The 24,408-nt window shown below is 39.8% G+C and carries 16 protein-coding genes and 1 pseudogene; 11 read left to right on the plus strand and 6 right to left on the minus strand.

Annotated elements, in window-relative coordinates:
- Positions 1–79: 79 nt before the first annotated feature.
- Positions 80–622 (plus strand): annotated as a pseudogene (locus tag MKJ01_RS07075) (hypothetical protein); the annotation flags it as partial.
- Positions 623–842: 220 nt separating this feature from the next.
- Positions 843–1,391: a hypothetical protein gene (locus MKJ01_RS07080; protein WP_241613171.1), complete on the plus strand. Its 549-nt coding sequence runs from the start codon at positions 843–845 to the stop codon at positions 1,389–1,391.
- Positions 1,392–1,938: 547 nt separating this feature from the next.
- Here MKJ01_RS07080 and MKJ01_RS07085 read toward each other — a convergent pair.
- On the minus strand, positions 1,939–2,409 hold the full coding sequence (locus MKJ01_RS07085) for a thermonuclease family protein (RefSeq protein WP_241613169.1): 471 nt from the start codon (positions 2,407–2,409) through the stop codon (positions 1,939–1,941).
- 375 nt (positions 2,410–2,784) lie between these two features.
- Between MKJ01_RS07085 and MKJ01_RS07090 the strand changes: the two genes are divergently transcribed.
- The 5 genes from MKJ01_RS07090 to pyk are packed head-to-tail and all read left to right on the plus strand — an operon-like array spanning position 2,785 to position 6,964.
- Complete coding sequence (locus tag MKJ01_RS07090) at positions 2,785–3,024, plus strand: acyl carrier protein (RefSeq protein WP_002976354.1); 240 nt, start codon at positions 2,785–2,787, stop codon at positions 3,022–3,024.
- 35 nt (positions 3,025–3,059) lie between these two features.
- On the plus strand, positions 3,060–4,304 hold the full coding sequence (gene fabF / locus MKJ01_RS07095; protein ID WP_241613167.1) for a beta-ketoacyl-ACP synthase II: 1,245 nt from the start codon (positions 3,060–3,062) through the stop codon (positions 4,302–4,304).
- 9 nt (positions 4,305–4,313) lie between these two features.
- Entirely contained in the window at positions 4,314–5,075 is a 762-nt protein-coding gene (gene rnc, locus MKJ01_RS07100; protein WP_241613163.1) for a ribonuclease III, read from the plus strand.
- Positions 5,053–5,526, plus strand: a complete 474-nt coding sequence (locus tag MKJ01_RS07105) for an IPExxxVDY family protein (protein ID WP_241613161.1) — start codon at positions 5,053–5,055, stop codon at positions 5,524–5,526. Before rnc ends, MKJ01_RS07105 begins: the two co-directional genes overlap by 23 nt.
- Positions 5,519–6,964, plus strand: a complete 1,446-nt coding sequence (gene pyk / locus MKJ01_RS07110; protein ID WP_241613159.1) for a pyruvate kinase — start codon at positions 5,519–5,521, stop codon at positions 6,962–6,964. Before MKJ01_RS07105 ends, pyk begins: the two co-directional genes overlap by 8 nt.
- Positions 6,965–7,085: 121 nt before the next feature.
- Here the strand turns inward: pyk and MKJ01_RS07115 are convergent, their stop codons facing one another.
- The 3 genes from MKJ01_RS07115 to hutI all read right to left on the minus strand — a co-directional run bounded on the left by MKJ01_RS07115 (position 7,086) and on the right by hutI (position 10,904).
- Positions 7,086–8,378 carry an aldehyde dehydrogenase family protein gene (locus MKJ01_RS07115; RefSeq protein WP_241613157.1) on the minus strand — a complete coding sequence of 431 codons (1,293 nt, stop codon included), beginning with the start codon at positions 8,376–8,378 and terminating at the stop codon, positions 7,086–7,088.
- 123 nt (positions 8,379–8,501) lie between these two features.
- A complete protein-coding gene (hutG, locus tag MKJ01_RS07120; protein ID WP_241613155.1) occupies positions 8,502–9,416 on the minus strand; it encodes a formimidoylglutamase in 915 nt (304 codons plus the stop codon).
- Positions 9,417–9,674: 258 nt separating this feature from the next.
- Positions 9,675–10,904, minus strand: a complete 1,230-nt coding sequence (hutI, locus tag MKJ01_RS07125) for an imidazolonepropionase (RefSeq protein ID WP_241613153.1) — start codon at positions 10,902–10,904, stop codon at positions 9,675–9,677.
- 234 nt (positions 10,905–11,138) lie between these two features.
- Here hutI and ruvB point away from each other — a divergent pair, with 234 nt between their 5' ends.
- The 4 genes from ruvB to coaE all read left to right on the plus strand — a co-directional run bounded on the left by ruvB (position 11,139) and on the right by coaE (position 14,383).
- Entirely contained in the window at positions 11,139–12,161 is a 1,023-nt protein-coding gene (gene ruvB, locus MKJ01_RS07130; RefSeq protein WP_241613151.1) for a Holliday junction branch migration DNA helicase RuvB, read from the plus strand.
- 77 nt (positions 12,162–12,238) lie between these two features.
- Positions 12,239–12,859, plus strand: coding sequence for an FMN-binding negative transcriptional regulator (locus MKJ01_RS07135; RefSeq protein WP_241613149.1), 621 nt, complete (start codon positions 12,239–12,241; stop codon positions 12,857–12,859).
- A 13-nt stretch (positions 12,860–12,872) separates the two neighbouring features.
- Entirely contained in the window at positions 12,873–13,739 is an 867-nt protein-coding gene (locus MKJ01_RS07140; protein ID WP_241613147.1) for an MBL fold metallo-hydrolase, read from the plus strand.
- 8 nt (positions 13,740–13,747) lie between these two features.
- A complete protein-coding gene (gene coaE, locus MKJ01_RS07145; protein ID WP_241613145.1) occupies positions 13,748–14,383 on the plus strand; it encodes a dephospho-CoA kinase in 636 nt (211 codons plus the stop codon).
- A gap of 117 nt (positions 14,384–14,500) precedes the next feature.
- Here the strand turns inward: coaE and MKJ01_RS07150 are convergent, their stop codons facing one another.
- Both MKJ01_RS07150 and MKJ01_RS07155 read right to left on the minus strand, forming a co-directional pair.
- Positions 14,501–20,965 carry a GEVED domain-containing protein gene (locus MKJ01_RS07150; protein WP_241613143.1) on the minus strand — a complete coding sequence of 2,155 codons (6,465 nt, stop codon included), beginning with the start codon at positions 20,963–20,965 and terminating at the stop codon, positions 14,501–14,503.
- Positions 20,966–21,238: 273 nt separating this feature from the next.
- Complete coding sequence (locus MKJ01_RS07155) at positions 21,239–24,244, minus strand: reprolysin-like metallopeptidase (RefSeq protein ID WP_241613141.1); 3,006 nt, start codon at positions 24,242–24,244, stop codon at positions 21,239–21,241.
- Positions 24,245–24,408 lie beyond the last annotated feature (164 nt).

Consider the following 24,408-nt stretch of genomic DNA (forward strand, 5'->3'; position numbering starts at 1 on the left):
GAAAAATTTTTTGAGCTGTAAGGGCTCAAAATTTTCCAGAATAACTTTTTAACTTACACAGTTAGTGAGACACTACCTGTTAAGGGGAGAACTCAAGCTCTGCACCTCGCAGGTCCAGCTGAAGGCCGGGAAGATCTACTGGCTCGCAGTATTTGAATTTGAAAAGGAAGACCACCTTGTAAAACCCGAAATCATTGCCGAAGCTTCCCTGTCTCTCGAACATCCCATCGTAGCAAAAGCCAACAACGTACGGATCAACATTGGGTCAAAAGAGGAGTTTTTATACCGTAGGCTGGCGATCCAGGCAAGCCAGAAGAGGATTCAGGCCGGCATTGCCTATGTCCGTTCCGGGAAAGGAGCCAAGCGGAAACAGAAGGCATTGTATAGAACAGAAAACCCGGAAAGCCAGTATGTCAGCCACCGGCTCCATGTGTACAGCCGGCAGCTGATCGATTTCTGCATCCGGCAGCAGGCGGGCACCCTGATCCTTAAAAACCAGGAAGACAAGATCGGCATTGCCAAAGAACAGGAATTCGTGCTCCGAAACTGGAGTTATTATGATTTGCAGGCCAAAATAAAATACAAAGCCGAAAAAGCAGGCATTGAACTGATCATCGGATAGCTGAAAAAATAACGAGGGTGCTTGTACACCCGCAGGGTGAGGTTGTGATATGGACACTCACTAAATACCCAACAGTATATACAACGGCGTGGGCTCCTTTTTTACTTAAAATATTAATTGTAAAAAGAGTAAACAATTACTGTAGTAGTACAGAAGAAATTTGTAAGAATCCTCCAAAGAGAAAAATATTTTGAATTTTAAATACCAAAATATTGATGAATTGCAAAACCTATTACAAACCTGCCCTATCGTATTTATACGTAACCTTACAATTGGTAACTTCTACGCTACTGCGGATGTGTTTTTCTCCGTTACTTTGGAATACAAAACAACCCATAAAACCAATAACATGGAACAGACAAACACAAGCTACAATGCAAACTCTTCAGGACAATTACAATTAGGAGGAGGAGCCCAATTTCTGGTGTATATTTCACCGCAAAACGATACGGCTAAAATGATTACCCAATGGAGGGTAACCTTTTCACAGGGAAACTGGAGCCAAACGATTTCAAATGATAAGCCTAATGAGATTCAGACCCCTAATCTTTCAGGAATTTTTGACATCAAAGTGGAACTGTTAAGCGGCTCTACCGGAACATGGCGCGAAATCCCTGCTCAGGAAGGAAGCAGAAATCAGATTGGCTGCAACTCCAACTGCGCTTCTATGGTAGGAATTGTCGCAGACAGCACTTCTCCGGCTCCGGGAGCAATCAATGCTCATTTCTGGACTACGTGGGACGCATTCTGCAAGTCAGGCGCAGAGTAATCTGAAAAACTAACTAAAAAGATTAACAATTTATTGCCGCGGTATTCTGTAACAGCCATTTACAAAATACCGTGGCAATGATTTTTATAAAACAGATGCCGATCCAGCGGCTCCGGATCAGTACAGGCACGGAAACCTACCAGCCAATGACATCAGGTATTTCACAAGATGGCGCAATACATATCACATTCCGGCGCAAGCAGCACTCTCCCCTGCTCACCCTTAAATCCTGAATAGATTTCTGCATTTTAAAGGTCTTGCAAAACGGATATGCCTGTCCGTTTTTTTCATTCTTAAAAAGAGGTTGTTTTATCCGCTCTGTTTATATCATTTTATGATGGGTTTTCTTCGGGTCTTGTTCGATAGTTGTTCGGAAAAAGCATGCTTTTTCCGAACAACTATCGAACAAGACCCGAAGAAAGGTGAAAAAAATCTGGCCGAAACCGGTCATCGTTGGCAAAGCGAATCAAGGTAAAAATATTACCGTTAACCCATGGATTACTTAACTGCCTTGGCATCTTTACCCGGACCTTTTACCGTCGCTTTTTTATTTTTTATTCTTTTCCTTCCTGAAATCCCACGGTGAGAAGGCATACCGGTCTGCCCACAAGCCCAGTTTTTTTGTTTTAGCCTCATTCTGCAGTTTCAGAAGTTCCGTATTTTTTGAAGCCTTGAAATACCACCATCCGAATCCTGCTTTAATGATTTCCTTGGAAAGATATTTATCACCATCGTAAAAGATTCCGGCGACAGTCCTTCCGTACCGGTCTTTTCCCAGGCTGTAAAAAGTAACGGTTTTGCCAAACACCTGCGTACCGGTAAACTGTTTAGCATTTTTTCCGAACGCCTGGCTGTTCTCGGGACAGTCTACTTCAGCCAGCCTCAAGGTTTCCTGACGGTTACCGGCCAGTAAAACAATAACGGTGTCACCGTCATTTATTTTAATCACCTTTCCTTTGGTTTGGGAAAAAATTAAAGCAGAAATAAAAAACAGCGTAATGAAGATTAATTTTTTCATTAAAATGTAAGGGGAATCTTTTATTATGGATTTTGGATTTAAGATAAGATAGAATCAGGAATTCTTAATGAACTCATTACCTACCGATAAGGGCTTCCCAAATTTAAATCAGTATCAAAGATGAGGTAAAATATCCTTTCATACAAATGGATTAATGACCTATTTATCACATTGCTATGTCAAGAATAAAATTTTATTTAACCGCCAATAATGCATAATTGTAAAACAACACCCTATAAACTGTTGAAAACTAAAACACTAAACTGCGTACACATAAAATAAGTACCCACAGGGCACAAAAAAGACTAAAAAAATGTTTTATCGTAAAGAATTTTATATATTTGCACCATCTAACAATTAAAAAAATAATTTACTATGTCAGACATTGCATCAAGAGTAAAAGCTATCATCGCTGATAAGCTTGACGTTGAAGAAACTGAAGTGACTCCTGAAGCTAGCTTCACTAACGATTTAGGAGCTGATTCATTGGATACAGTTGAATTAATCATGGAATTTGAAAAGGAATTCAACATTCAAATCCCTGATGATCAGGCTGAAAAAATTACTACTGTAGGTCACGCTATCGCTTATATCGAAGAAGTAGTAAATAAATAATATTCTTCAACAAAAAAGAACATTAAACAAAGTTTATGGAATTGAAAAGAGTAGTTGTAACCGGTTTTGGAGCAATAACGCCGATTGGGAATAATGCAAAAGAATACTGGGAAAACCTGTTGAAAGGCGAGAGCGGTGCCGCTCCGATTACTCTTTTTGATGCCACAAACTTTAAAACAAAATTTGCCTGCGAGGTGAAGAATTTCGATCCGCTACAGCATTTCGATAAGAAAGAAGCTAAAAAAATGGACCGGAATACCCAGCTTGGACTGGTAGCTGCCAGAGAAGCAGTAGGCCACTCAAGGATTATTGAAGATCATGTAGATAAAAACAGAGTCGGAGTAATCTGGGGTTCAGGAATCGGCGGACTGGAAACATTTGAAACTGAAGTCTTAGGATGGGCTAACACGGATATTCCGAGGTTCAATCCGTTCTTCATTCCTAAAATGATTGCAGATATCACCCCTGGGCATATCTCAATCGAATATGGTTTCCACGGGCCGAATTACACAACGGTTTCTGCCTGCGCATCTTCAGCAAATGCCTTAATTGACGCCAAAATGCTGATCCAGCTTGGAAAGGCTGATGTCATTGTATGCGGAGGCTCTGAAGCAGCCGTTACAGCAAGCGGTGTCGGCGGATTTAATGCGATGATGGCGCTTTCTACAAGAAATGACGATCCTACTACCGCTTCAAGGCCTTTTGATAAAGACAGAGACGGGTTTGTACTGGGCGAAGGCGCAGGGTGTATCATTCTTGAAGAATATGAACATGCAGTAAAACGTGGTGCAACAATTTACGCAGAATTAAAAGGAGGAGGTCTGAGTGCAGATGCACATCACATGACCGCTCCTCATCCTGAAGGGTTAGGTGCCTACCTGGTAATGAAGAACTGCCTGGAAGACGCAGGCTTAACAGCTGATGAAGTAGACCACATCAATATGCATGGTACCTCTACTCCATTAGGTGACATCGCAGAATCCAATGCCATTTCAAAATTATTGGGAGAGCACGCTTTCGACATTCAGATTAATTCTACAAAATCAATGACCGGACATCTTTTGGGTGCTGCAGGGGTTATTGAAGCAATTGCTGCGTTAGGAACGATTATTCATGGTATTGTTCCTCCTACCATCAACCATTTTACTGATGATGAGAATATCGACAGCAGACTGAACTTTACGTTCAATGAAGCTGCGAAGAAAGATGTAAAAGTAGCCATGAGCAATACTTTCGGGTTTGGCGGGCACAACGCCTGCGTTCTATTTACGAAAATCTAATTTTACTGAATGGAGTTACAGAAATACTTTTCTAAATTCCTTCTCAAGCAAAGAAAAAGAACATTAACGGAGAGAGATTATTTTCTCAGTACCCATCTTAGCAAGATTCTTGGTACCGAGGTACAAAATATTGCGCTCTACCGTGAAGCTTTTTCTGTAAAAAGTTCTTCTAAAAACAAAGACAGCAACTACGAAAGGCTGGAGTTTTTAGGAGATTCTGTTTTGGGCACCATCATTTCCTGCCATCTGTTTCATACCTATCCTCAAGCCAATGAAGGATACCTGACACAAATGAAGTCTAAGATTGTGAACAGGAAGAACCTCAATAAACTGGGTGAAGACCTGAAGCTGACCGATCTGCTGCAGAAACAGAATTCCGTAGCTTTAGGGGAAAATATCGCCGGGAATTTATTTGAAGCCTTAATTGGTGCGGTTTATCTAGACTTCCAATATGAAACCTGCAAAAGGATCATCCTGGAAAGGTTGCTGACAGCGACCGAGATCAATAAACTTGAAAATAAAATTGTCAGCTACAAAGGATTGCTGCTCGAATGGAGCCAGAAGAAGAAGCTGAATATAAAATACGAGACCTGCGAGGAAATCCAGGTCAATAAATCGATTGTCTTTCGCTGTCATGTCTGGCTCGGAGAAGAGAAAATCGCCAATGCTACGGAAACTTCCAAGAAAAAAGCGGAAGAGAAGGCAGCGCAGAGGGCATTTTATATCTTAAATAAAAAAGAAAACATACTTGGAAATTCAAAAACTTTATGATCCTGACGATATAGAATTTGAAAATATTACCATCGGATTGGTAAGATTGGCAAAGCATATCCCCGACCATGAGTTTTTCTATACCGTAAACCAGAAAAATGACCTAAATTTCAAACGGATTGATGATTTCATCTTTCAGGGGTCTTACTATGATTATTATTTTTCAAGATTCGAGGCCTACCATAAATTTTCAAAAACCTGTTTTACTTTTATTTCAAACCGGTCTTTTGAAAGTAGACAAAAAAAAACACACACTGAGCTCTTCCTACAAGAAGAAAACATTAAATTTTTATTAAATAATCAGGCAGAAGTGCAATATATTTTGCACAGTTCAGAACAGTTTCCTGATTTTTCCGTAATTTTGCTCCCTGAAAATCTTGTGTTTCCGATTCAAGATTATATATTAAGTTCAGAAGAAGAGCTTTATCAAATTATCCAGTATTATGAATAAGTATTTAAAGAAGACAAAAATTATCGCGACACTTGGTCCGGCGTCATCGTCGAAAGAAGTTATGTTGGGGTTAATGAAAGCAGGTGTTGACATTTTCAGAATCAACTTTTCTCATGCAGACTATGATTTAGTTCGATCAAATATTGAGATCATCAGAGAACTCAACAAAGAATACGGTTTTTCCGTAGGAATTCTGGGTGACCTTCAGGGTCCGAAATTAAGAGTAGGAGTCGTAAAAGAAGGTTCTTACCTTAATCCCGGAGATATCCTAACTTTTACCAATGAAAAAATAGAAGGGGATTCGACCAGAGTTTATATGACCTACCAGCAGTTTCCTCAGGATGTAAAGGCCGGGGAAAGGATCCTTATTGATGATGGTAAACTGGTTCTTGAAGTTACCGAAACCAACGGAATAGATACGGTAAAAGCTAAAACCATTCAGGGAGGGCCTTTAAGCTCTAAAAAAGGGGTTAACCTGCCCAATACACAAGTTTCTCTTCCTGCTTTAACGGAAAAGGATATTCAGGATGCTAATTTCATGCTGGATTATGATGTAGACTGGATTGCTCTTTCTTTTGTGCGCCATGCACAGGATATCATAGACCTTAAAGAATTAATTTCAAAACATCCTAACGGAAAATTCAAGACTCCGATTATTGCAAAAATCGAGAAGCCTGAAGGGGTAAAAAATATTGAGGAAATTTTATTGGAATGTGACGGATTAATGGTGGCCCGTGGTGACTTGGGCGTTGAGGTTCCAATGGAAGAAGTTCCTGCAATTCAAAAAACATTGGTTGAAAAAGCAAGATTCTATTCCAAGCCGGTCATCATTGCTACCCAAATGATGGAGACCATGATCAACAGCTTAACGCCAACAAGAGCAGAAGTAAATGACGTGGCCAATTCGGTATTGGATGGTGCAGATGCCGTTATGCTTTCCGGAGAAACATCTGTAGGAAGATATCCTATTCAGGTGGTTGAAAATATGTCTAAAATTGTAAAAAATATTGAGACGACTCATTTTTATCAGCATAAGAACGAGCCGATTGAGAAAGACTTCAACTGTATTGATGAGAGATTTATTACGAACAGGGTATGTCTTGCAGCGGTAAGAATTGCTAAAACGACCAATGTGTCAGCCATTATTACACTGACAAGCTCAGGATATACTGCATTTCAGCTGGCCGCCCACAGACCGAACTCCCATATCATTGTATACAGTGGAAACCGAAGAGTCATCACTATGCTGAACCTGCTTTGGGGCGTTCATGCCTATTATTATGACATGAAGAAATCTACTGATGAAACGATTATCCAGGTGAATATGCTGACGCATAACCACGGTTATATTGAGTCCGGCGATTTTGTCATCAATATTAATGCAACCCCATCTTATGAAGGTGGTAAAACGAATACATTAAGATTAACTACAGTTTAATCGGTATAGAATATTCTGATCAACGATCAGGTATACATAAAAGCTCGCGGAAATGTCCACGAGCTTTTTATTTTTATACAGAGTCTTATTTTTTAAATAATAAGATATTTTTATGTAAACATTAATTTCCGACAATTGTTCTTGGTGTTACAAACTCTTTTAAAGCCAGCAAGGAAAGCTCCGTACCGTATCCTGAAGTTTTGGTACCGCCGAACGGGAAACGCGGATCAGAACTTGTCATTCTGTTAATATTGACAGTTCCCGATTCTAAGTTATCAATAAAGAATAACTGCCGGCTGCTGTCTTTTGTCCAGACCGAATTGGAAAGACCAAAAGGGATATTATTCGCGATCTCTACAGCATCATGATCATCTTTAGCAATCATCACCATTCCGAGCGGTCCGAAAAGCTCTTCCTGTAAAATCGGGTTTCCCGGCTGTACCCGGATCAGTCCCGGTTTGAATTCATTATCGGAAATCCTTTCAAGCGGAATAATAATTTCTGCACCATGTTCCAGCGCTTTCCGGAATTGTTTTTCAAGGTCATCTGCAAGGTCAGGCCTTGCCATCCCAGCAATTTTGGTTTCCTTATCCAAAGGATCAGCAGGAACATACTTTTTATATTCTTCAATAAATTTAGGAAGGAAGGTATCCTCTATTTTTTCATCAATAATAAATCTTTTGGCAGCTACACAGGTCTGCCCGCAGTTCTGAAGCCTTGCCTGCGCTCCTACTCTTGCTGCTTCTTCCAGATCCGCATCGTCAAGAACGATAAAAGCGTCACTTCCTCCCAATTCAAGCAGTGATTTTTTAATTTTTTGTCCTGCAATGGAAGCCACTTCAGCGCCGGCTCTTTCGCTCCCGGTTAAGCTTACTCCTGCAATGGCATTATGTTCCAGGACCTCTTTTACATCTCGGTGCCCGATTTCAAGATTCTGGAAGACACCTTCGGGAAAACCTGCTTCCAATAATACGTCTTCAATGGCATTGCCACTTCCGAAACAGATGGAAGCATGCTTAAGCACAACTGTATTCCCAGCAAGGATAGCCGGCACCGCAAATCTTAATACCTGCCAGAAAGGAAAATTCCATGGCATAACCCCTAAAATTACGCCTTTAGGAACATACTGAATTTCAGAATAATGATATTCTGATTCTACTTTTTCAGGTTGTAAAATATTTTCTGCGTCTGCATAATAATTCATCATCAAGGCGCATTTTTCCACTTCAGCAATCGACTGTGAGATCGGCTTATTCATTTCTGAAGTAATGATCTTTCCGTATTTTTCGGAATTTGCTTTCAGTATTCCTGCAGCTTTGGCTATATATTTCTGGCGGTCTTCAAACGGCACTTTTTTCCATTCTTTAAACGTATTATCCGCTCTAATTAGTTTATTTTCAATTAATTGTTCCATAATGTCGATCTGTCTAAATTCAGATAATTCAGTGAGTAAGTAATGCTTTTTTAAGCATCGAAAGAATATCAAATATTGTTCCCCTCACCTTTGTGGTATACTGATTTTATCTATGGTAATGTATTACGCCATAAACCATTCATTAATAAGTGTTGCTGCTAATCTTGCCGTCCTGTCCTGGATATCATAAGAAGGATTTACTTCTGCCACGTCTAAAGCCAAGAGTTTGTTACTTTTTAAAATGTGTCTGTAAAAATGCATAAATGAAGCATCAGCGAAAAGCCCGTTGTATGCAGAAGCTGAAACTCCCGGTGCAATTGAAGCATTGAAAACATCCATACAAATGGTAAGATAAAGATAATCCACTGTGTCGAGCAGATCATCAATACGCTGGTATACGGACGGAAGGTTTTCAAAAAAGATTTCATCAGCCAGAATATATTTCATCTTGTATTGATGAGCGGTATCGAACAGCTTAAGCGTATTGGAATTTCTCTGGATCCCGATATGCAGCGAATTGATTTCCCCTTCCTGTGCAATCTGCCAGAACCCGGTTCCGGAACTTGCTCCTACTCCGCTTTCGGGCTGCCTGTTATCGAAATGGGCATCAATATTAATAATTCCGATTTTCTGTTCGGGGAAAGCCGTTTTTACTCCTAAATAATGAGCATAGGTAACTTCATGTCCCCCGCCTACGACCACTGACTTGCCGCCCTTCAGTAAAACCTTGGAAACTTTTTTGGCCAGATCATTCTGCGTATGTTCAAGATTGCCGTCAGTACAGGTAATATTACCGAAATCCAGCAATGAAAAATCAGGAAGAATAACCGGAAAATTAGCCATATTTCTTCTAATGATATCCGGAGCATCTTTGGCTCCCTGCCTGCCTTTATTTCTTCTAACACCTTCATCTACAGCAAATCCGTGTAAAACGAAATCATTCGTTGAAATTGCATCGTAATTACTTTCTTCACTTACTCTCTGAAATATCCTGTGATAAAGAAGTTCTTCACCGTCTAATCTTCCTTGCCAGATCATTTTAAATTCTTTTTTTTAAAATAGAGGTTTTAAATAATTGAAAAATACTACTTATACATTTTAAAAAGAAATAGATAAATAGAATATTTAAACAAAAAAAACTTATAACCATATACCGCAAATTAATATTGAGGTTAATTTTAATTCTTTCTCTAAAGAGATTAAGTAATAGCATATATATTGCCAAGCATCAGCTAAAATCAAAATTGAATAAAATGATATGACAAGGCCAATAACATAAACAATTATTTTTCCCATTTATTCTATTCGTTTTACTCCATCAATATATACATCTGCTGTTTTCAGGCTTCCCTGCTGATACAGGATATTCTGGAAATTGTCGGTTTTAAAAGTAATAAAATCCGCCTTCAACCCCTTTTGTAATTTACCTCTGTCTTCCAGTCCAAGAGCAAATGCTGAACGGAAAGTAATACCCGCTAAAACTTCCGCTGTCGTGAGTTTTTCAAATGTTGCCAAAACCGAAGCCTGAGTAATCAGATTACCCATAGGTGCGGATCCCGGATTCCAGTCACTGGCAATAGCCAGAACAGCACCGGCATCCAGTAATTTCCTGGCAGGAGTAAATTTTTCTCCTAAACCTAAACTTGCTCCTGGTAATGCAGTAGCCACGGTTTCCGATTGTGCTAGAAATTCAATATCCTCGTCCGCCGTTGCTTCAAGATGGTCTGCAGATTTTGCTCCGACCTCCACAGCAATCCTGGAACTTCCGGGTGTAAATTGATCTGCATGGACGGTTATATCAAAACCTAGCTTTTTAGTTTCAAGTAAAAAAGCCCTGCTTTCTTCGGGTTGAAACGCTGATTTCTCAATAAAGATATCCACACGTTTGGCAAGATTTTCTTCTTTTACTTTAGGCAGAATTTCAACAAGAATATACTGCAGATATTCTTCATTGTTCCCTTCAAAATCCCTTGGCTTCAGGTGCGCAGAAAGACAGGTGGGAACCAATGTTGCCTTTGTCTGTTCCCGGGCTTTTTTAACCGTCCGAAGCATTTTCAGTTCATTTTCAACGTCCAAACCATAACCGCTTTTTACTTCAATGGTTGTAATTCCCAGAGAAATTAAAAAATCAATCCTTTCTAATAATGTTTTTAATAATTCTTCTTCCGAAGCATTCCGGGTATGCTGTACCGAGCTCCAGATTCCGCCTCCGCTTTCAGCAATCTCCAGATAGGTTTTTCCTGCATTCCGCATGGCAAAGTCATTGGCACGGTTTCCGCCAAAGCAAATATGGGTGTGAGAATCTACAAAGGCAGGAAGTACAATTTGCACATCTTCAACAGTTTCGATTTCTACAGTTGGATCTTGAGATTTCAAAATTTCAAAATTTCCGACTTGTTGAATTTTATCATTATTGATGAGAATTCCTCCGTCAGTGATGATGTCAATTTGCTCATCGGAAAGTTTTCCTCTTAACGGAAGATTTGCCAGGGTTATCACCTGCCTGAAAGGGCCTATAAGTTTCATGTATCGGATTTACTGCTAATTTTTAATAATGTCGGCTATGATCTGATTTTAAGGACGGAATATTATATACTCATACATTATCCTAAAAGAATCCAGATTGAAATAAGACTGACACTTTCTTATCTTTAAATTTTCCCTCTAAAATAATCAAAAAATCTCTTCTTCTCAAATCTTAATTTTTCCTCGATCTCAACCTCAAATTTTCCTATCTTTACGGTAAATGAAATTGAATTAATGCCTGATTTTTTACATCCCGATAAAGATAATTTTTCTCATGATGAACTCATGCAGGAAGAGCAGATCCGTCCGCAGAGCTTTAAAGATTTTGCAGGACAGAGAAAAACTTTGGAGAATCTTGAGGTTTTTGTAAATGCTGCCAAAAGACGTGGCGGCGCCCTGGATCATGTTTTATTGCATGGTCCTCCCGGTTTGGGTAAAACTACCCTAGCAAATATTATAGCTAATGAACTCGGTGTTAACTGCAAAATTACATCGGGTCCTGTACTGGATAAGCCGGGAAGCCTGGCTGGCCTTCTGACCAATCTTGAGGAAAATGATGTTCTTTTTATTGATGAAATCCACCGTCTTTCCCCGGTTGTGGAAGAATATCTGTATTCTGCCATGGAAGACTATAAAATAGACATCATGCTGGAAACCGGCCCGAATGCGAGAAGCGTTCAGATCGGACTGAATCCATTTACTTTAGTTGGAGCCACCACCCGGAGCGGAATGCTGACCAAACCGATGCTGGCAAGGTTCGGGATACAAAGCAGGCTCGAATATTATACCATTGAGCTCTTGTCTATGATTATTATCCGGAGTGCAAGAGTTTTAGGTGTAAAAATCTATGAAGATGCAGCTATTGAGATCGCCAGAAGGAGCCGCGGAACTCCAAGGATTGCCAATGCTCTTTTAAGGAGAGTCCGGGATTTTGCCGAGATTAAAGGAAACGGTGAAATTGAAATCAACATTACCAAATATGCTCTTGATTCTTTACATGTAGATGAGTTTGGCCTTGATGAGATGGATAATAAAATCATGCGTGTCATGATTGAAAATTTCAAAGGAAAACCTGTAGGAATTTCGGCATTGGCAACTTCCATTGCAGAAAATCCGGAAACGCTTGAAGAAGTATATGAACCGTTTTTAATCCAGGAGGGATTTATTATCAGAACTCCGAGAGGCAGAGAAGTGACTGAAAAAGCATATAAGCATTTAAATATTGCCATCCCTAAAAATCCGGGAGAACTATTTTAAATTCAAGCTTTAATTCAGTCTTAAATCTTTGACTTTTTTATAAAATCGTCAGATTTACAGTTAAAAATTAAGAAATTATGTTTATCCCAAAAATATACAGAAGTGAGGATTACCACCTGATGAAAGAAATCATCAGAGAGAATGCTTTTGCTTTATTAATTTCTTCTGTTGATCAAATCCGGGCGACTCATTCAATGATGCTGCTTAATGAAGATGATCCTGAGAATATCTATATTGAAACCCATGTATCAAGAGCTAATCCGCAGGCAAAAACGCTAAAAGACGGTGATGAGGTTTTATGCGATTTTTTGGGAGCACACAGTTATATTTCAAGCAGCTGGTATGACCACATCAATGTTTCAACGTGGAATTATGAAGCCGTACAGATTCGTGGAAAGGTGCAGTTGATGAATCAGGAGGAATTATACAGCCACCTGGATAAGTTAACAACCAAATTTGAAAATGCTCAAAAATGCCCTGTCATGTTAGAAGATATGGGAAGCTCATTTGTAAGAAAAGAAATGCAGGGGGCCTTCGGAATAAAAATTATTCCGGATGAAATTTTTATTAATCAGAAACTTTCACAGAACAGAAAAGAAGATGACTTCCGGAACATCATTTCACATCTTGAACACGGGAATGACAATGAAAGAAAAATAGCCGATCAGATGAAACGGCTGCAAGATAAAACACAATAAAATCTAATATTATATGAAATTATATCCAATACAATGTGGGAAATTTAAACTGGACGGCGGTGCCATGTTCGGAGTCGTCCCAAAGAGTCTGTGGGAAAAAACAAACCCTGCAGACGAAAGAAACCTGATCGAACTGGGAACCCGTTCCCTTCTTGTGGAAGACGGAAAAAAATTAATATTGATCGATTGCGGGCTTGGAAATAAGCAGGATGAAAAATTTTTCGGACACTATTCGCTTTGGGGAGACGATCATTTGGATAAAAACCTAAAGAAATACGGTTTTATACGGGAGGATATTACTGATGTTTTCCTTACCCATCTCCATTTCGACCATTGTGGCGGCGCCATTGAATGGAATGACGATAAAACAGGATACAGACCGGCTTTTAAAAACGCACAGTTCTGGTCAAATGAAAACCACTGGAAATGGGCTACTGAGCCTAACGCAAGAGAAAAGGCAAGTTTCCTGAAGGAAAATATCATTCCGATACAGGAAAGCGGACAGCTAAACTTTGTATCTCTTCCCAATACAGGAAATTATGGCTTCATGCCTGATCTGAAAATGGATGTGATTTTTGTAGACGGCCACACGGAAAAACAAATGCTCCCGGTTATTCAGTATCAGGAAAAAACAGTTGTTTTTGCAGCAGACCTCATCCCTACAGCCGGCCACATCAATCCGGTATATGTAATGGGATATGATACGAGACCTCTTTTGACGGTAGAGGAAAAGGCAAAATTCCTGAAGCAGTGCATAGATAATGAATATTTATTGTTTTTTGAACATGATGCAAACCATGAGCTGGCCAGCCTTAAAATGACTGAAAAAGGAGTGAGGCTTGATGAGACTTTCAGTTTTAATGATGTTTTCGGATATTAGTTATTAATATGGAAGAATTACATTCAGAAAATCTTAAGACAGAGCCTGACCCGTTATCGGGACCTAAGGTAATCGGCCTGACCGGCGGTATCGGTTCGGGAAAAACGACCGTTGCCCGTTTTATTGAAGAGTTCGGGTTCCCGGTATACTATTCAGATGAACGTGCCAAAGCCATTGTGAATGAAAATGATGGTTTAAAGCTGAGAATAAAAGCACTTTTAGGAGATGAAGCATATGACGAGCATGGGCTTTATGACCGAAAATCAGTATCCGAGAAAGTCTTTAATGATAAGGAACTCCTTCATCAGTTAAATGAAATCATTCATCCTGCTGTGCGGATTGATTTCGAAGACTGGCTTAAAAAGCAGACCAAATATCTGGTTTTTAAAGAGACCGCATTATTGTTTGAATTAAAGCTAAACCAGCAATGCTACAAATCTCTTCTGATAACTGCTGAAGATAATATCAGAATAAAAAGAGTCATGGACAGGGATAGCAAAACCTACCGCGAAGTACAGGCTATTATGGAAAAACAAATGCCTGAAAAGGATAAAATTAAATTGGCAGACTGCATCATTTATAACAATACGAACATAGACGATTTAAAGGACCAGACTGAAAAAGTTATCTTTGATATCGAATAAAAATAAACAAATACATACAGAAACCGTTGGATATTTTCTAACGGTTTTTTTGTGCCTAAGAAATAAAAATAGGCTCCCGTTTCCGAGAGCCTATAAGGATTAATAATTAAATGTAATTTATTCTTTGATAAATTTCTTCTGAGCAGAGATCTCGTTTCCATCCTGGATGTCTATCACATAGACTCCATTAATCAGGTTACGTACATCAATACTGTTATTTAAGATAATTCCGCTGGATACCAACTGTCCTGCAGCACTATAGATTTTATAATTAGCTTTTTTGCTGATATTTTTCACATATAACATTGTTTTAACCGGGTTAGGATAAATTAATATATCCGTCTGATTAATCGGGTTAGGAACAGGAAGTTTAGAAATTCTAACAGTATAATCTTCCACCTCACCATTAGCAAAGTTAGTACAGTTTACCGGGATGGCATCTTTTGACATCGCTACTCTCATAACTACGTATTTATAGTCTGTCAAGCTGATAAATGCATCTGAAGGCACTGTAAATGTTCCGCTGGCTGTATCATCAGCACTCGGATCAGCAGCTAAGATTCTTTCGTTGATATCAAAATAACCGTTTCTGTTGAAATCGATCCAAACCGCTACACCAGCCTTGGTATTTCCTGTAAGCTTCTTATCAATGGTAATCTGGTTTCCTGTAGAACCCTGTACCAATTCAATAAACTTGTTGGTAACACCTGTAAAGTCTGTGTACGTAGAAGCATTAGAAGCATTTTCCATCTTCGGTTTACCATTTGGTGTAACAGTCACTTTTGAAATGTACTCCGTACTCGTTGTAGAATGCATCTGACAGTAAATAATAGTAGGCGTTGTAAAGAAATACGGCAGTGTATAATTACCCGGCGTACCGCTACATACATTTGCCACCTGCATTTCATACTGTGTAAGTTCAGTCAAGCCGGTTAATGTAACTGTGTTAGTAGTCACAGCAACTGTTGTCCAGCTTGGAATGCCTATTTTTCTATATCTTAAAATATAGGTTGCTCCAGGGAAAGGATCCCACACTACAACCGCAGTCGTCGGAGTAAGGCCTGTAATCGTTAATCCCGGAGGAGGCAGTTCGCAGGTTCTGTCTGTAGTAAATACTTTAGGATTTGACCAAGGATTCACCGTTGTTTCCCCATTACAAATATTAGCCACCTGTACTTCATATGTAGTATATGGAAGTAAACCTGTAATCGTATATGTATTGAGAGGCGGAGTAGTAACATTCACGGTTGCCCATCCTGTTGGTCCGCTTCCTACAATTCTATATCTGATCTGATAAGTAGAACTTGCTGCTACAGGAGCCCAATTGATTACTGCCGAATTTGCCGTTACCGTACCGATTGTTACATTCGGAGGGGTAGGATCACATCTCGTAGTAAAAGTCTTTATAGGGGTAAATGTTCCCGGAGATGTTCCGCAGCTTGAAGCGATCTGTACTTCATATTGGGTCGCAGGAGTTAATCCTGATAAATTTAACGGCGGGTTTCCTGTTAATGTAGAAGCCACTACTTCGGTCCATGTACCTGTTCCAAAGACTCTGTATCTTACAATAAATGTAAGACTGCCTGTAGGTACTGTCCAGGTAACATTGGCTGAAGTATGTGTGATTGTGTTAAATGCTAAATTATTAGGTACAGTTGTAGAACAAGGTCTTAATTTAACTGCATAGTCTTCAACTTCTCCATTTACTGCATTCTGACACATTACCGGTGAACTTGAACGTTTCAGAACAACTCTCATTGTAGTTGTTAATGCTCCGCTGTACGCTGTTGCAGGCACATTAAATAATGCCGTTACAGGAGTAGTCGTACTCGCTGCTGAACTCATAATCTGTTCAGAAGCTTCAAATACACCATTTCTATTAAAGTCGATCCAGGCAGATACTGCATCACTCTGTGTAGATCCGGACCATCCTTTAGCTACGGAAATCTTATTCCCTGTAGAACCAATTTCTAAATTAACCAGTGTAGCCGGAGCGGTATAGCTGATATAATTTGTCTGAACGGATGTATTACTCATTGGAGGGATACCCGGATTCACTGAAGTCATCGTCACATTGGAAATGAAATCTGTAGTTCCGGTACCCGTCATATTACAATAAGTAATTGGGGTTGTAGTAAATGGTACAGACGTAGACCAAGGTCCTTGCGTTCCACCACAAATGGTTGCTACCTGTACTTCATATGCGGTCTGTTCCGTAAGACCTGTAATATTATAGCTGTTGCCCGTGATAGGAGTAGGAGATACAATCCATGGTCCAACCGGGTTGGTTGTTCTCCATCTTACCAGATACGTAGCCCCGGTAGATGATATCCAAGAAGCCGTAGCTGTAGTAGCACCTATATTCGTCATAACAATACCTATCGGTGCTGCTGTAGTACATGGCTGGATATCTACGAATTTAACCTGATAGTCTTCAACTTCCCCGTTACTTGTCAAAGTTGAACATGCATCAGTTGGCGTTAAGTAATATACAATAACACGCATCTTCGCTTTATTGGTTCCTGCATACGCTCCTGCCGGAACAGAGAAGTTAGCAGTAACCGGTGTCGTAGAAGAATATCCCAGGTTCATGATTCTCTCACCACCAGGAACAGTAGTCGGGTTATTGTTGAATAGCCCGTCTCCGTTGAAATCGATCCACGCATAAGTGGAATAAGTTCCAGAAGTTATGGTTCTTCCTACGGAAAGTACATTATTTGTAGAGCTACGGGCTAAAGTGATGATTTTCGTAACATCAGTAGAATAATCCGTATATGTACTAGGTCCGGAGTTATTGGACATTGCCGGCGTATTAGTACCTGATACCGTAATATTGTTAATATATGCATCACTAACAGTTGCCGTACCTGAGCTACAATATGAAATTGCAGGCGTGGTAAAGTTAACAGAACCAGACCATGCTCCCGTAGTACCGCCACAAATTGTCGCTACCTGTACTTCATAGGTTGTTGAGCCATTAAGGTTAATAATAGTATAAGGATTGGTTGCTGCTGCAATAGTCGTCCATGCTCCCGTTCCTGTTCTGTATCTTAATGTATAAGTAGCTCCTGTTGCACTGATCCATGAAACCAAAGCGGTAGAAGCCGTTACGTTGGTAACAACCACCGGAGATGGCGGAGCTGTAGTACAAGGTGAAAGATCAATAATCTTTACTGCATAATCCTCAATTTCTCCGTCAGCTACCGTAGCACAAGGGTCCGTGATCGTGTTTGTAGAAAAGATCACCCTCATTCTAAGCGTTTGCGGGCCATTATAGGAAGTGGCAGGAACTGTAAATGTTGCCGTAATCGGTGTCGTAGTACTTGTTGTAGTGTTGATTACTCTTTCATTTGTTTCAAAGATACCATTCCTGTTAAAATCAATCCAGGCTCCGACTGCTAATGAAGACATCGAAGTTGTCAACCATGACTTAGAAACAGAAATGCTGTTATTTGTTGACGTACGAACCAATGTAATCAGTTTCGCAGGATCAGCAGAATAATTTGTATACGTATTCGCTCCTGAGTTATTGCTCATCACATAAGAGTTCGTAGGAGTAACGGTCACATTGGATATATAACCATCCGTATTACTACTTGAGGTGATGTTACAATATGTAACTGCAGGTGTTGTGAAAGGCATCGGCGCTGTATATGTTCCTGTTGTACCTGAACATATATAGGCTACCTGAACCTCGTATTGTGTCTGTTCCGTTAAACCATTAATGGTATATGCACTTGTGGTTAAAGGAACTGTAGTCCATGTTGTTGAACCAAGAGGTCTGTACTGCAATACATAGGTAGCACCCACTGCCGGATCCCACATGACGTAAGCTGAAGTTGCAGTAATATTGGTTACAGCAAGGTTCAGAGGAGCATTGCTTGTACAAGGGATAGGCTGGATTAGTTTCACGGCATAATCTTCTACTTCCCCATCTCCAAAACTCTGACACATTACAGGAGAATCAAAATATCTCATAGCCACTCTCATTCTTGTTGTTGCCGGGCCGCTGTAAGCAGTTGCCGGAACATTAAATGTAGCAGTAACAGGAGTTGTTGTACTTGCAGGAGAATTCATTACCCGCTCGTTGGCTTCAAAAATTCCGTTTCTGTTAAAGTCAATCCAAACTCCTACAGCTTCACTATAGCTAAAGCCTCCAGGATAGAACTTGGATACAGAAACCGTATTTCCTACAGATCCTATAACAAGATTCACCAAGGCACTTGGTACCGTTGTATAATCCGTATACGTAGATCCTACCGAGTTATTGTTCATTACTGCAGCTCCTACCGGCGTCACCGTAACATTGGAAATATATTCTGACCCGAAATTACTGGATGTCATGGTACAGTAATTAAGTCCTAAAGTGGTAAAGTTTACTGATGCAGAGAAAGGCCCCTGAACACCTGTACAAACCGTAGAAACCTGAACTTCATACTGAATCCCGTCACTTAAACCTGTAAGATTCACAGAATTTCCTGTAGAAGGTACGGTGGTCCACGTTGTACTTCCTAACGGGCGGTACTGCACTACATACGTTGAGTTTGCTGTAGCTGCCCATGAAACGGTTGCAGTCGTCTGGGTTATCGCTGAAACGGCAATACCTGTCGGAGCGGCTCCTGTACAACTGGCTAATGAAGCGATTGTAGAACTTCCTATAGCATAAAATACATTTCCTATGGAGCTTACTCTAATTTTAACAGTGCCTCCCAGAGTAAGACCTGTTAAGTTTATAGATTCATTACCGTCATTAGCCGTGGAAGCAGAAACTACAGTCCAAGTTACTCCGTTATCAGTTGTATAATCGATTTTTACATTGGCAACATTATAAGGAGCAGCTGTTGTATTTACAACATCCCATGTAATATTGGTAGGACCATTGTTATAAGCAGTAGTGGTCGTCACTTTGAAAGGACCGTTATTGCCTACAATGATCTGCTGATTGGCAAACTGGGTCTGCTGCTGGGTCGCTACCGGATTATTGTCACGCACCGTAACTCTGAAATTCGTGGTTCTGGCAACTGTAGAAACAGATTCCCATCCATTATTCGAGTTATTTAAAACTCCTGCCAATACTGAAGATAATTTAGGAAAATATCTCGTAGGGCTGGTGGTTGGATTAAATGACCTGAAAGATGCACCTGTAGCAGTAGTCCCTAAATTATTTTTATTGATTGTAGTAGACGCATTATCTACTTCTTCCCAGGTATACGTCATCGGGTCATTTTCAGCATCTGTTGCAGAAGCTGTTAATACAAATGCTGTCCCTTTTGGAATATTGTACGTAGGTAATGCTGTAATTACAGGCGGATTGTTCGTGATAGTAGTTTCTACATCACACGTCTTACTGTTAAGGTTATTCTGAACCTGGGTAATACTTACTGCATGGAAGTAAGGATCTGAGTGTGGCTGAACATCCGTATTCGGGCCCGTAATCCCTGCATATCCCATAATTGTAGAACCGGAACCCGGCTCGACATTAACTCCCGCACCCTCCAATCCATGAGAGAACGTATGGTTAGCTCCCAATTGATGGCCGATTTCATGCGCAACGTAATCGATATCAAAATTATCCCCCTGTGGAATACCGTCTGCCGGGGAAGTATATCCTGAACCTTTCCCTTTCGGTACCGAGGTAGTAGGATTTATACAAACACAGCCTATACAGCCTGCGTTACCACCCCCACCTGAAGCACCAAATAGATGGCCAATATCATAATTATCATTGCCTACATTAGCTGTAAGCGTTTGCTGTAACTCTTCGTTCCATGCTCCTCCTGCTCCGGCTGCAGCTGGTGAGTAAGGATCGGTAGCAGGATTGGTATAAATAACCCCTGGAAAATTCTGTAAATTCAAATGCAGAGCGAAGTCTTTTTCAAACACCCCGTTTACCCGGGTCAAACTCGCATTGATTGCCACTAACGCATTGGCTACAGTTCCCCCAAAAAACTGGGTATATTCTCCTGTTACAGACATGGCTAGCCGCATCGTTCTGTACTTTTTGTCAGAAGATTTCGCAAAGTTGGTTGTCTGGTTAGAAAAAGCTTTGCCGGTTGTATACAGCTTTTCTATTTCTTGTTTAGACAGCCGGTCTTCGTTCATGGAACAAAGGAAGCCTTCATTGCTTTTATCAGTTTTTGGATGCACACCATACACTGTTTTAGACTTGTCAGCCGGCTCTATGAATTCATACTGACCTTCCTTGATGATCATCGACTGAAAATCATCAGAAGCAAGACTGAATCTCAGGTACTTGCCGGGATCATCTATCCCAACCCCTACATATGAGCCTAATTGATACTGATCTGCCAGTTCTTTTACGACCACAGGGAAGCTGTAAACGGCAAATTTTTCAATTTTTCCTCCTAAAGTTGGCAAAGAAATGGTGACGGGCTTTGCATTTCTGCCCGTTTCCTGTGCTTTTGCCAATTGAGACTTTAGTAAAGAAATGTCTAGAGAATAATAGTTCTTAATATCAGAACCTACTCTGGATTTTTCTCCTCTGAATGTCGTCGGACTCCATTGTGCACTGGTTATCGCAAACAAAAAGAGGAAAAAGAAAGAAGTAAAATTTTTCTTCATAACTTTCTCAATATATTAATTAAACAAATCTAATCATTTTTTATTATTAATTTATAAGATATAACTAATTTTTTTTATAGAAATTCCACAATAATTCAGACCTTATATATGAAATAAAAAAAACACATATTGATAAATGAAAGTTCACCAAGCAAACATTTTTAGTTTCTCTGATAATGTAATATAATTTATCTTTCTCCTAATATCAGGCTCATATTAAAACAAAAATCCCCGGGGATAACCCGGGGATTTTATAGTATTAAAATCTATTAATTATTTCTTGATAAATTTGGAATTGAATGATTCTTTTCCTTTTTCTTCAATAGTAATAACATATGTACCTTTAATAAGCTCAGAAACATTAATTTGTCCGTTACTGATATTTCCTTGTCTCACTAACTGACCAGCTGCGCTGTAAATTTTATAAGAAGATTTATCAGAAACTTTAGTCACATTTAAAATGTCTGATACCGGATTCGGATAAATCTGGATATCATTTTTAGGTCCTGCTATATCATCTGTGGCTAATTGAGCATTTACAATCACACTGTAATCTTCAACTTCTCCGTTCGGAAAAGCTCCACATGCAAATGAATCCGGAATAGAACTTCCTGCAGATTCTGGTGTCATTAAAACAGTAACAACTCTCATTCTTAATGGAGTATTCGTTAAAGCTGTTGCCGGAACAGCAAATGTTCCCGTTTTAACAGTTGCTCCTAACGGTAAAGCATTTGTAGGCATATTAAGAACTCTTTCGTTTGCATCAAAAGTTCCGTTCTTATTAAAGTCAATCCAAACTGCCATTCCATTCATTGCCGCAGCAGCAAGTGTTGTCGTAATAGAAACACTGATTGTATTATTTGAGCTGTTAAGCAACAGGGTAGGCCGCAGTGAAGGATTTGCAGTAAAGTTTGAATACGCTGTACCAAGTGTTGTATTGTTTACAGCTCCTAAGGTTAAGTTAGAAATATAGTTATACTGTCCGCTGCTGCTGCCTGCAGTACAATAGGTAATAGCAGGAGTTGTAAATGTTGTAACAGCAGAATAAGCACCAGGAGTTCCTGAACAAACTGCAGCTACCTGTAATTCATAGTTCGTCGAATCTGCCAATGCCGTCAGTGTTACGGTAGGTGTACTTGAAGTGGTCTGTTGCCAGGTTGTTTCTCCCACTTTTCTATAACGAATAATATACGTAGCATTTGAAACCGGAGTCCAGTTTACAGTTACCCCATTATATGTAATCCCGCTTGTAGTAACCCCTGCTACAGCCGATCCGTCACACGGAGCATATGTTGCTACATTAATTTTACCAATTGCATAGAATACATTATTGATAGAAGATACTCTTAATTTGATAGCCTGCCCATCCAACGTGGAAGGGAAAGTAAAGTTTTCACTCCCGTCATTAGGAGTAGAAGCGACTAATGTAGTCCAGGTAGTTCCGTTATTGGTTGTATAGTCTATTTTAACATTGGCAACATTATAAGGAGCAGCGGTTGTATTGGCTACAGCCCATTCAATGGGTGTTGGTGTGTTAACATTAGCATATTGAGTAGTCACCCTAAACGGCCCGTCGTTTCCTACAACAATTGTTTGAATTTCATAATTTGTTTGCTGCTGATTAGCAACAGGGTTATTATCTCTTGCAGTAATAGCAAAGTTGGTTGTTCTTGCAACTTTAGAAACAGCTTCCCAAGTATTCCCACTATTATCTAAGACTCCGTTTAATACAGACTCTAATTTAGGGAAATAACGAGTTGGGACTGTACTAGGAGCTACCGATCTAAAGGATGCACCTGTACTTGTATTTCCTAAGTTTGTTTTATTAATAACGACATTCGTATTATCAACTTCCTCCCAAGTATAAGTCATAGGGTCATTTTCTGCATCTGTTACATTGGCAGTTAGCACAAAAGCCGTTCCCTTTGGAATGTTATATGTTGGCAAAGCCGCAATTACAGGAGGGTTATTTGCAATTACAGTTTCAACATCACAAGTTTTTGAGATTAAATTGGTTTGTATCTGCTGTATACTTCCTACGTGAAAATACGGATCTGAATGAGGCTGTACGTCAGTTGTAGGCCCCGTAATACCGGCATATCCCATAATCGTAGAACCTGATCCCGGCTCCATCTGAACAGGCGCTCCCTGCATTGTATGTGAGAAGGTGTGATTTGCACCTAATTGGTGGCCCATTTCGTGAGCAACATAATCAATATCAAAATTATCTCCGGAAGGTGGGTTTGCAGCTGTCGGAAGTGTAGACCCTGTGGCCGGGGAAGTAATCCCTGAACCTTTACCATATCCTACCACCGAGTCATAACCGGTTCCAACAGGACTCATACAAACGCAGCCTATACAGCCTGCATTTCCTCCTCCTCCAGAAGCACCGAATAAATGACCGATATCATAATTAGCCTGTCCTACCTCCGTAGCCAGTATATCACGAAGAGACGTATTCCAGGAAGCAGGTGGTTGGGAAGCATTTGTAACAGCTGCATACGGGTCAGTAGCCGGATTAGGATACACCAATGCAGGATAGCTTAATAAGTTTAAGTGTACTGCAAAATCCTTCTCAAATACGCCGTTCACTCTCGTTATTGTAGCATTAATTTGGGTTAAAGCACCCGCAACGCCTCCAAAAAACTGAGTATATTCACCTGTTGTAGACATTACCAGCCTTAATGTCCTGTACTTTTTATCAGAATTCTTGGCAAAGTTTGTTGGTTGGTTAGCAATAGACTGACCATTTTTTAATAATAAATCTACTTGTTTTACAGCTGTTGGATCCTCCCCTGTAGAACATAAGAAACCATTTTCATTCTTTTTAGATTTGGGATGTACTCCATAAACCGTTTTATCAGAATTTGCAGGTTCGATAAATTCATATTCCCCTCCTTTAATAATCATGGACTGAAAATCATTAGGAGCAAGTGAAAACCTTAAATATTTAGACGGATCATCAATCCCCACCCCAACATATGAACCTAATTGATATTGATCAGCAAGATCTTTTGCCATAACAGGGAAACTGTATACTGCAAACTTTTCTACTTTACCACCCATTGTCGGTAAAGAAATTTCCACTGCTTTAGCATTCGGGCCGGTTTCCTGAGCAGTTGCCAGCTGAGATCTTAAAACAGAAATATCCAATGAATAATAGGCCCTAACATCAACCTCTTTTCTCACTTTCTCTCCTTTAAATACAGTCGGCGACCATTGTGCAGTTGCAGCACCCAGCATAAAAAGAGAAAAGAAAGAAGTAAAAAATTTCTTCATAGCTTTTCAATTAAATTTAAAGCCAAATATACTTAATTTAAGGTATTCATATTATATTCTAATCACAATTAACTAAAAAAATCATTTTCAGCAGTATATTAACATAAAAACAAATAATCCCCAGAAAAATCTGAGGATTATTTTATTATTCAAAATGAATAAGT

Origin of the sequence: Chryseobacterium sp. SSA4.19 (genome assembly GCF_022601875.1) — a bacterium.
GTDB lineage: Bacteria > Bacteroidota > Bacteroidia > Flavobacteriales > Weeksellaceae > Chryseobacterium.

Bases quoted from the DNA above. Each gene is read 5' to 3' on its own strand.
- MKJ01_RS07085 (WP_241613169.1), bottom strand. From the start codon at position 2,409: ATGAAAAAATTAATCTTCATTACGCTGTTTTTTATTTCTGCTTTAATT.
- MKJ01_RS07090 (WP_002976354.1), top strand. From the start codon at position 2,785: ATGTCAGACATTGCATCAAGAGTAAAAGCTATCATCGCTGATAAGCTT.
- fabF (WP_241613167.1), top strand. From the start codon at position 3,060: ATGGAATTGAAAAGAGTAGTTGTAACCGGTTTTGGAGCAATAACGCCG.
- rnc (WP_241613163.1), top strand. From the start codon at position 4,314: ATGGAGTTACAGAAATACTTTTCTAAATTCCTTCTCAAGCAAAGAAAA.
- pyk (WP_241613159.1), top strand. From the start codon at position 5,519: ATGAATAAGTATTTAAAGAAGACAAAAATTATCGCGACACTTGGTCCG.
- MKJ01_RS07115 (WP_241613157.1), bottom strand. From the start codon at position 8,378: ATGGAACAATTAATTGAAAATAAACTAATTAGAGCGGATAATACGTTT.
- hutG (WP_241613155.1), bottom strand. From the start codon at position 9,416: ATGATCTGGCAAGGAAGATTAGACGGTGAAGAACTTCTTTATCACAGG.
- hutI (WP_241613153.1), bottom strand. From the start codon at position 10,904: ATGAAACTTATAGGCCCTTTCAGGCAGGTGATAACCCTGGCAAATCTT.
- ruvB (WP_241613151.1), top strand. From the start codon at position 11,139: ATGCCTGATTTTTTACATCCCGATAAAGATAATTTTTCTCATGATGAA.
- MKJ01_RS07135 (WP_241613149.1), top strand. From the start codon at position 12,239: ATGTTTATCCCAAAAATATACAGAAGTGAGGATTACCACCTGATGAAA.
- MKJ01_RS07140 (WP_241613147.1), top strand. From the start codon at position 12,873: ATGAAATTATATCCAATACAATGTGGGAAATTTAAACTGGACGGCGGT.
- coaE (WP_241613145.1), top strand. From the start codon at position 13,748: ATGGAAGAATTACATTCAGAAAATCTTAAGACAGAGCCTGACCCGTTA.
- MKJ01_RS07150 (WP_241613143.1), bottom strand. From the start codon at position 20,965: ATGAAGAAAAATTTTACTTCTTTCTTTTTCCTCTTTTTGTTTGCGATA.
- MKJ01_RS07155 (WP_241613141.1), bottom strand. From the start codon at position 24,244: ATGAAGAAATTTTTTACTTCTTTCTTTTCTCTTTTTATGCTGGGTGCT.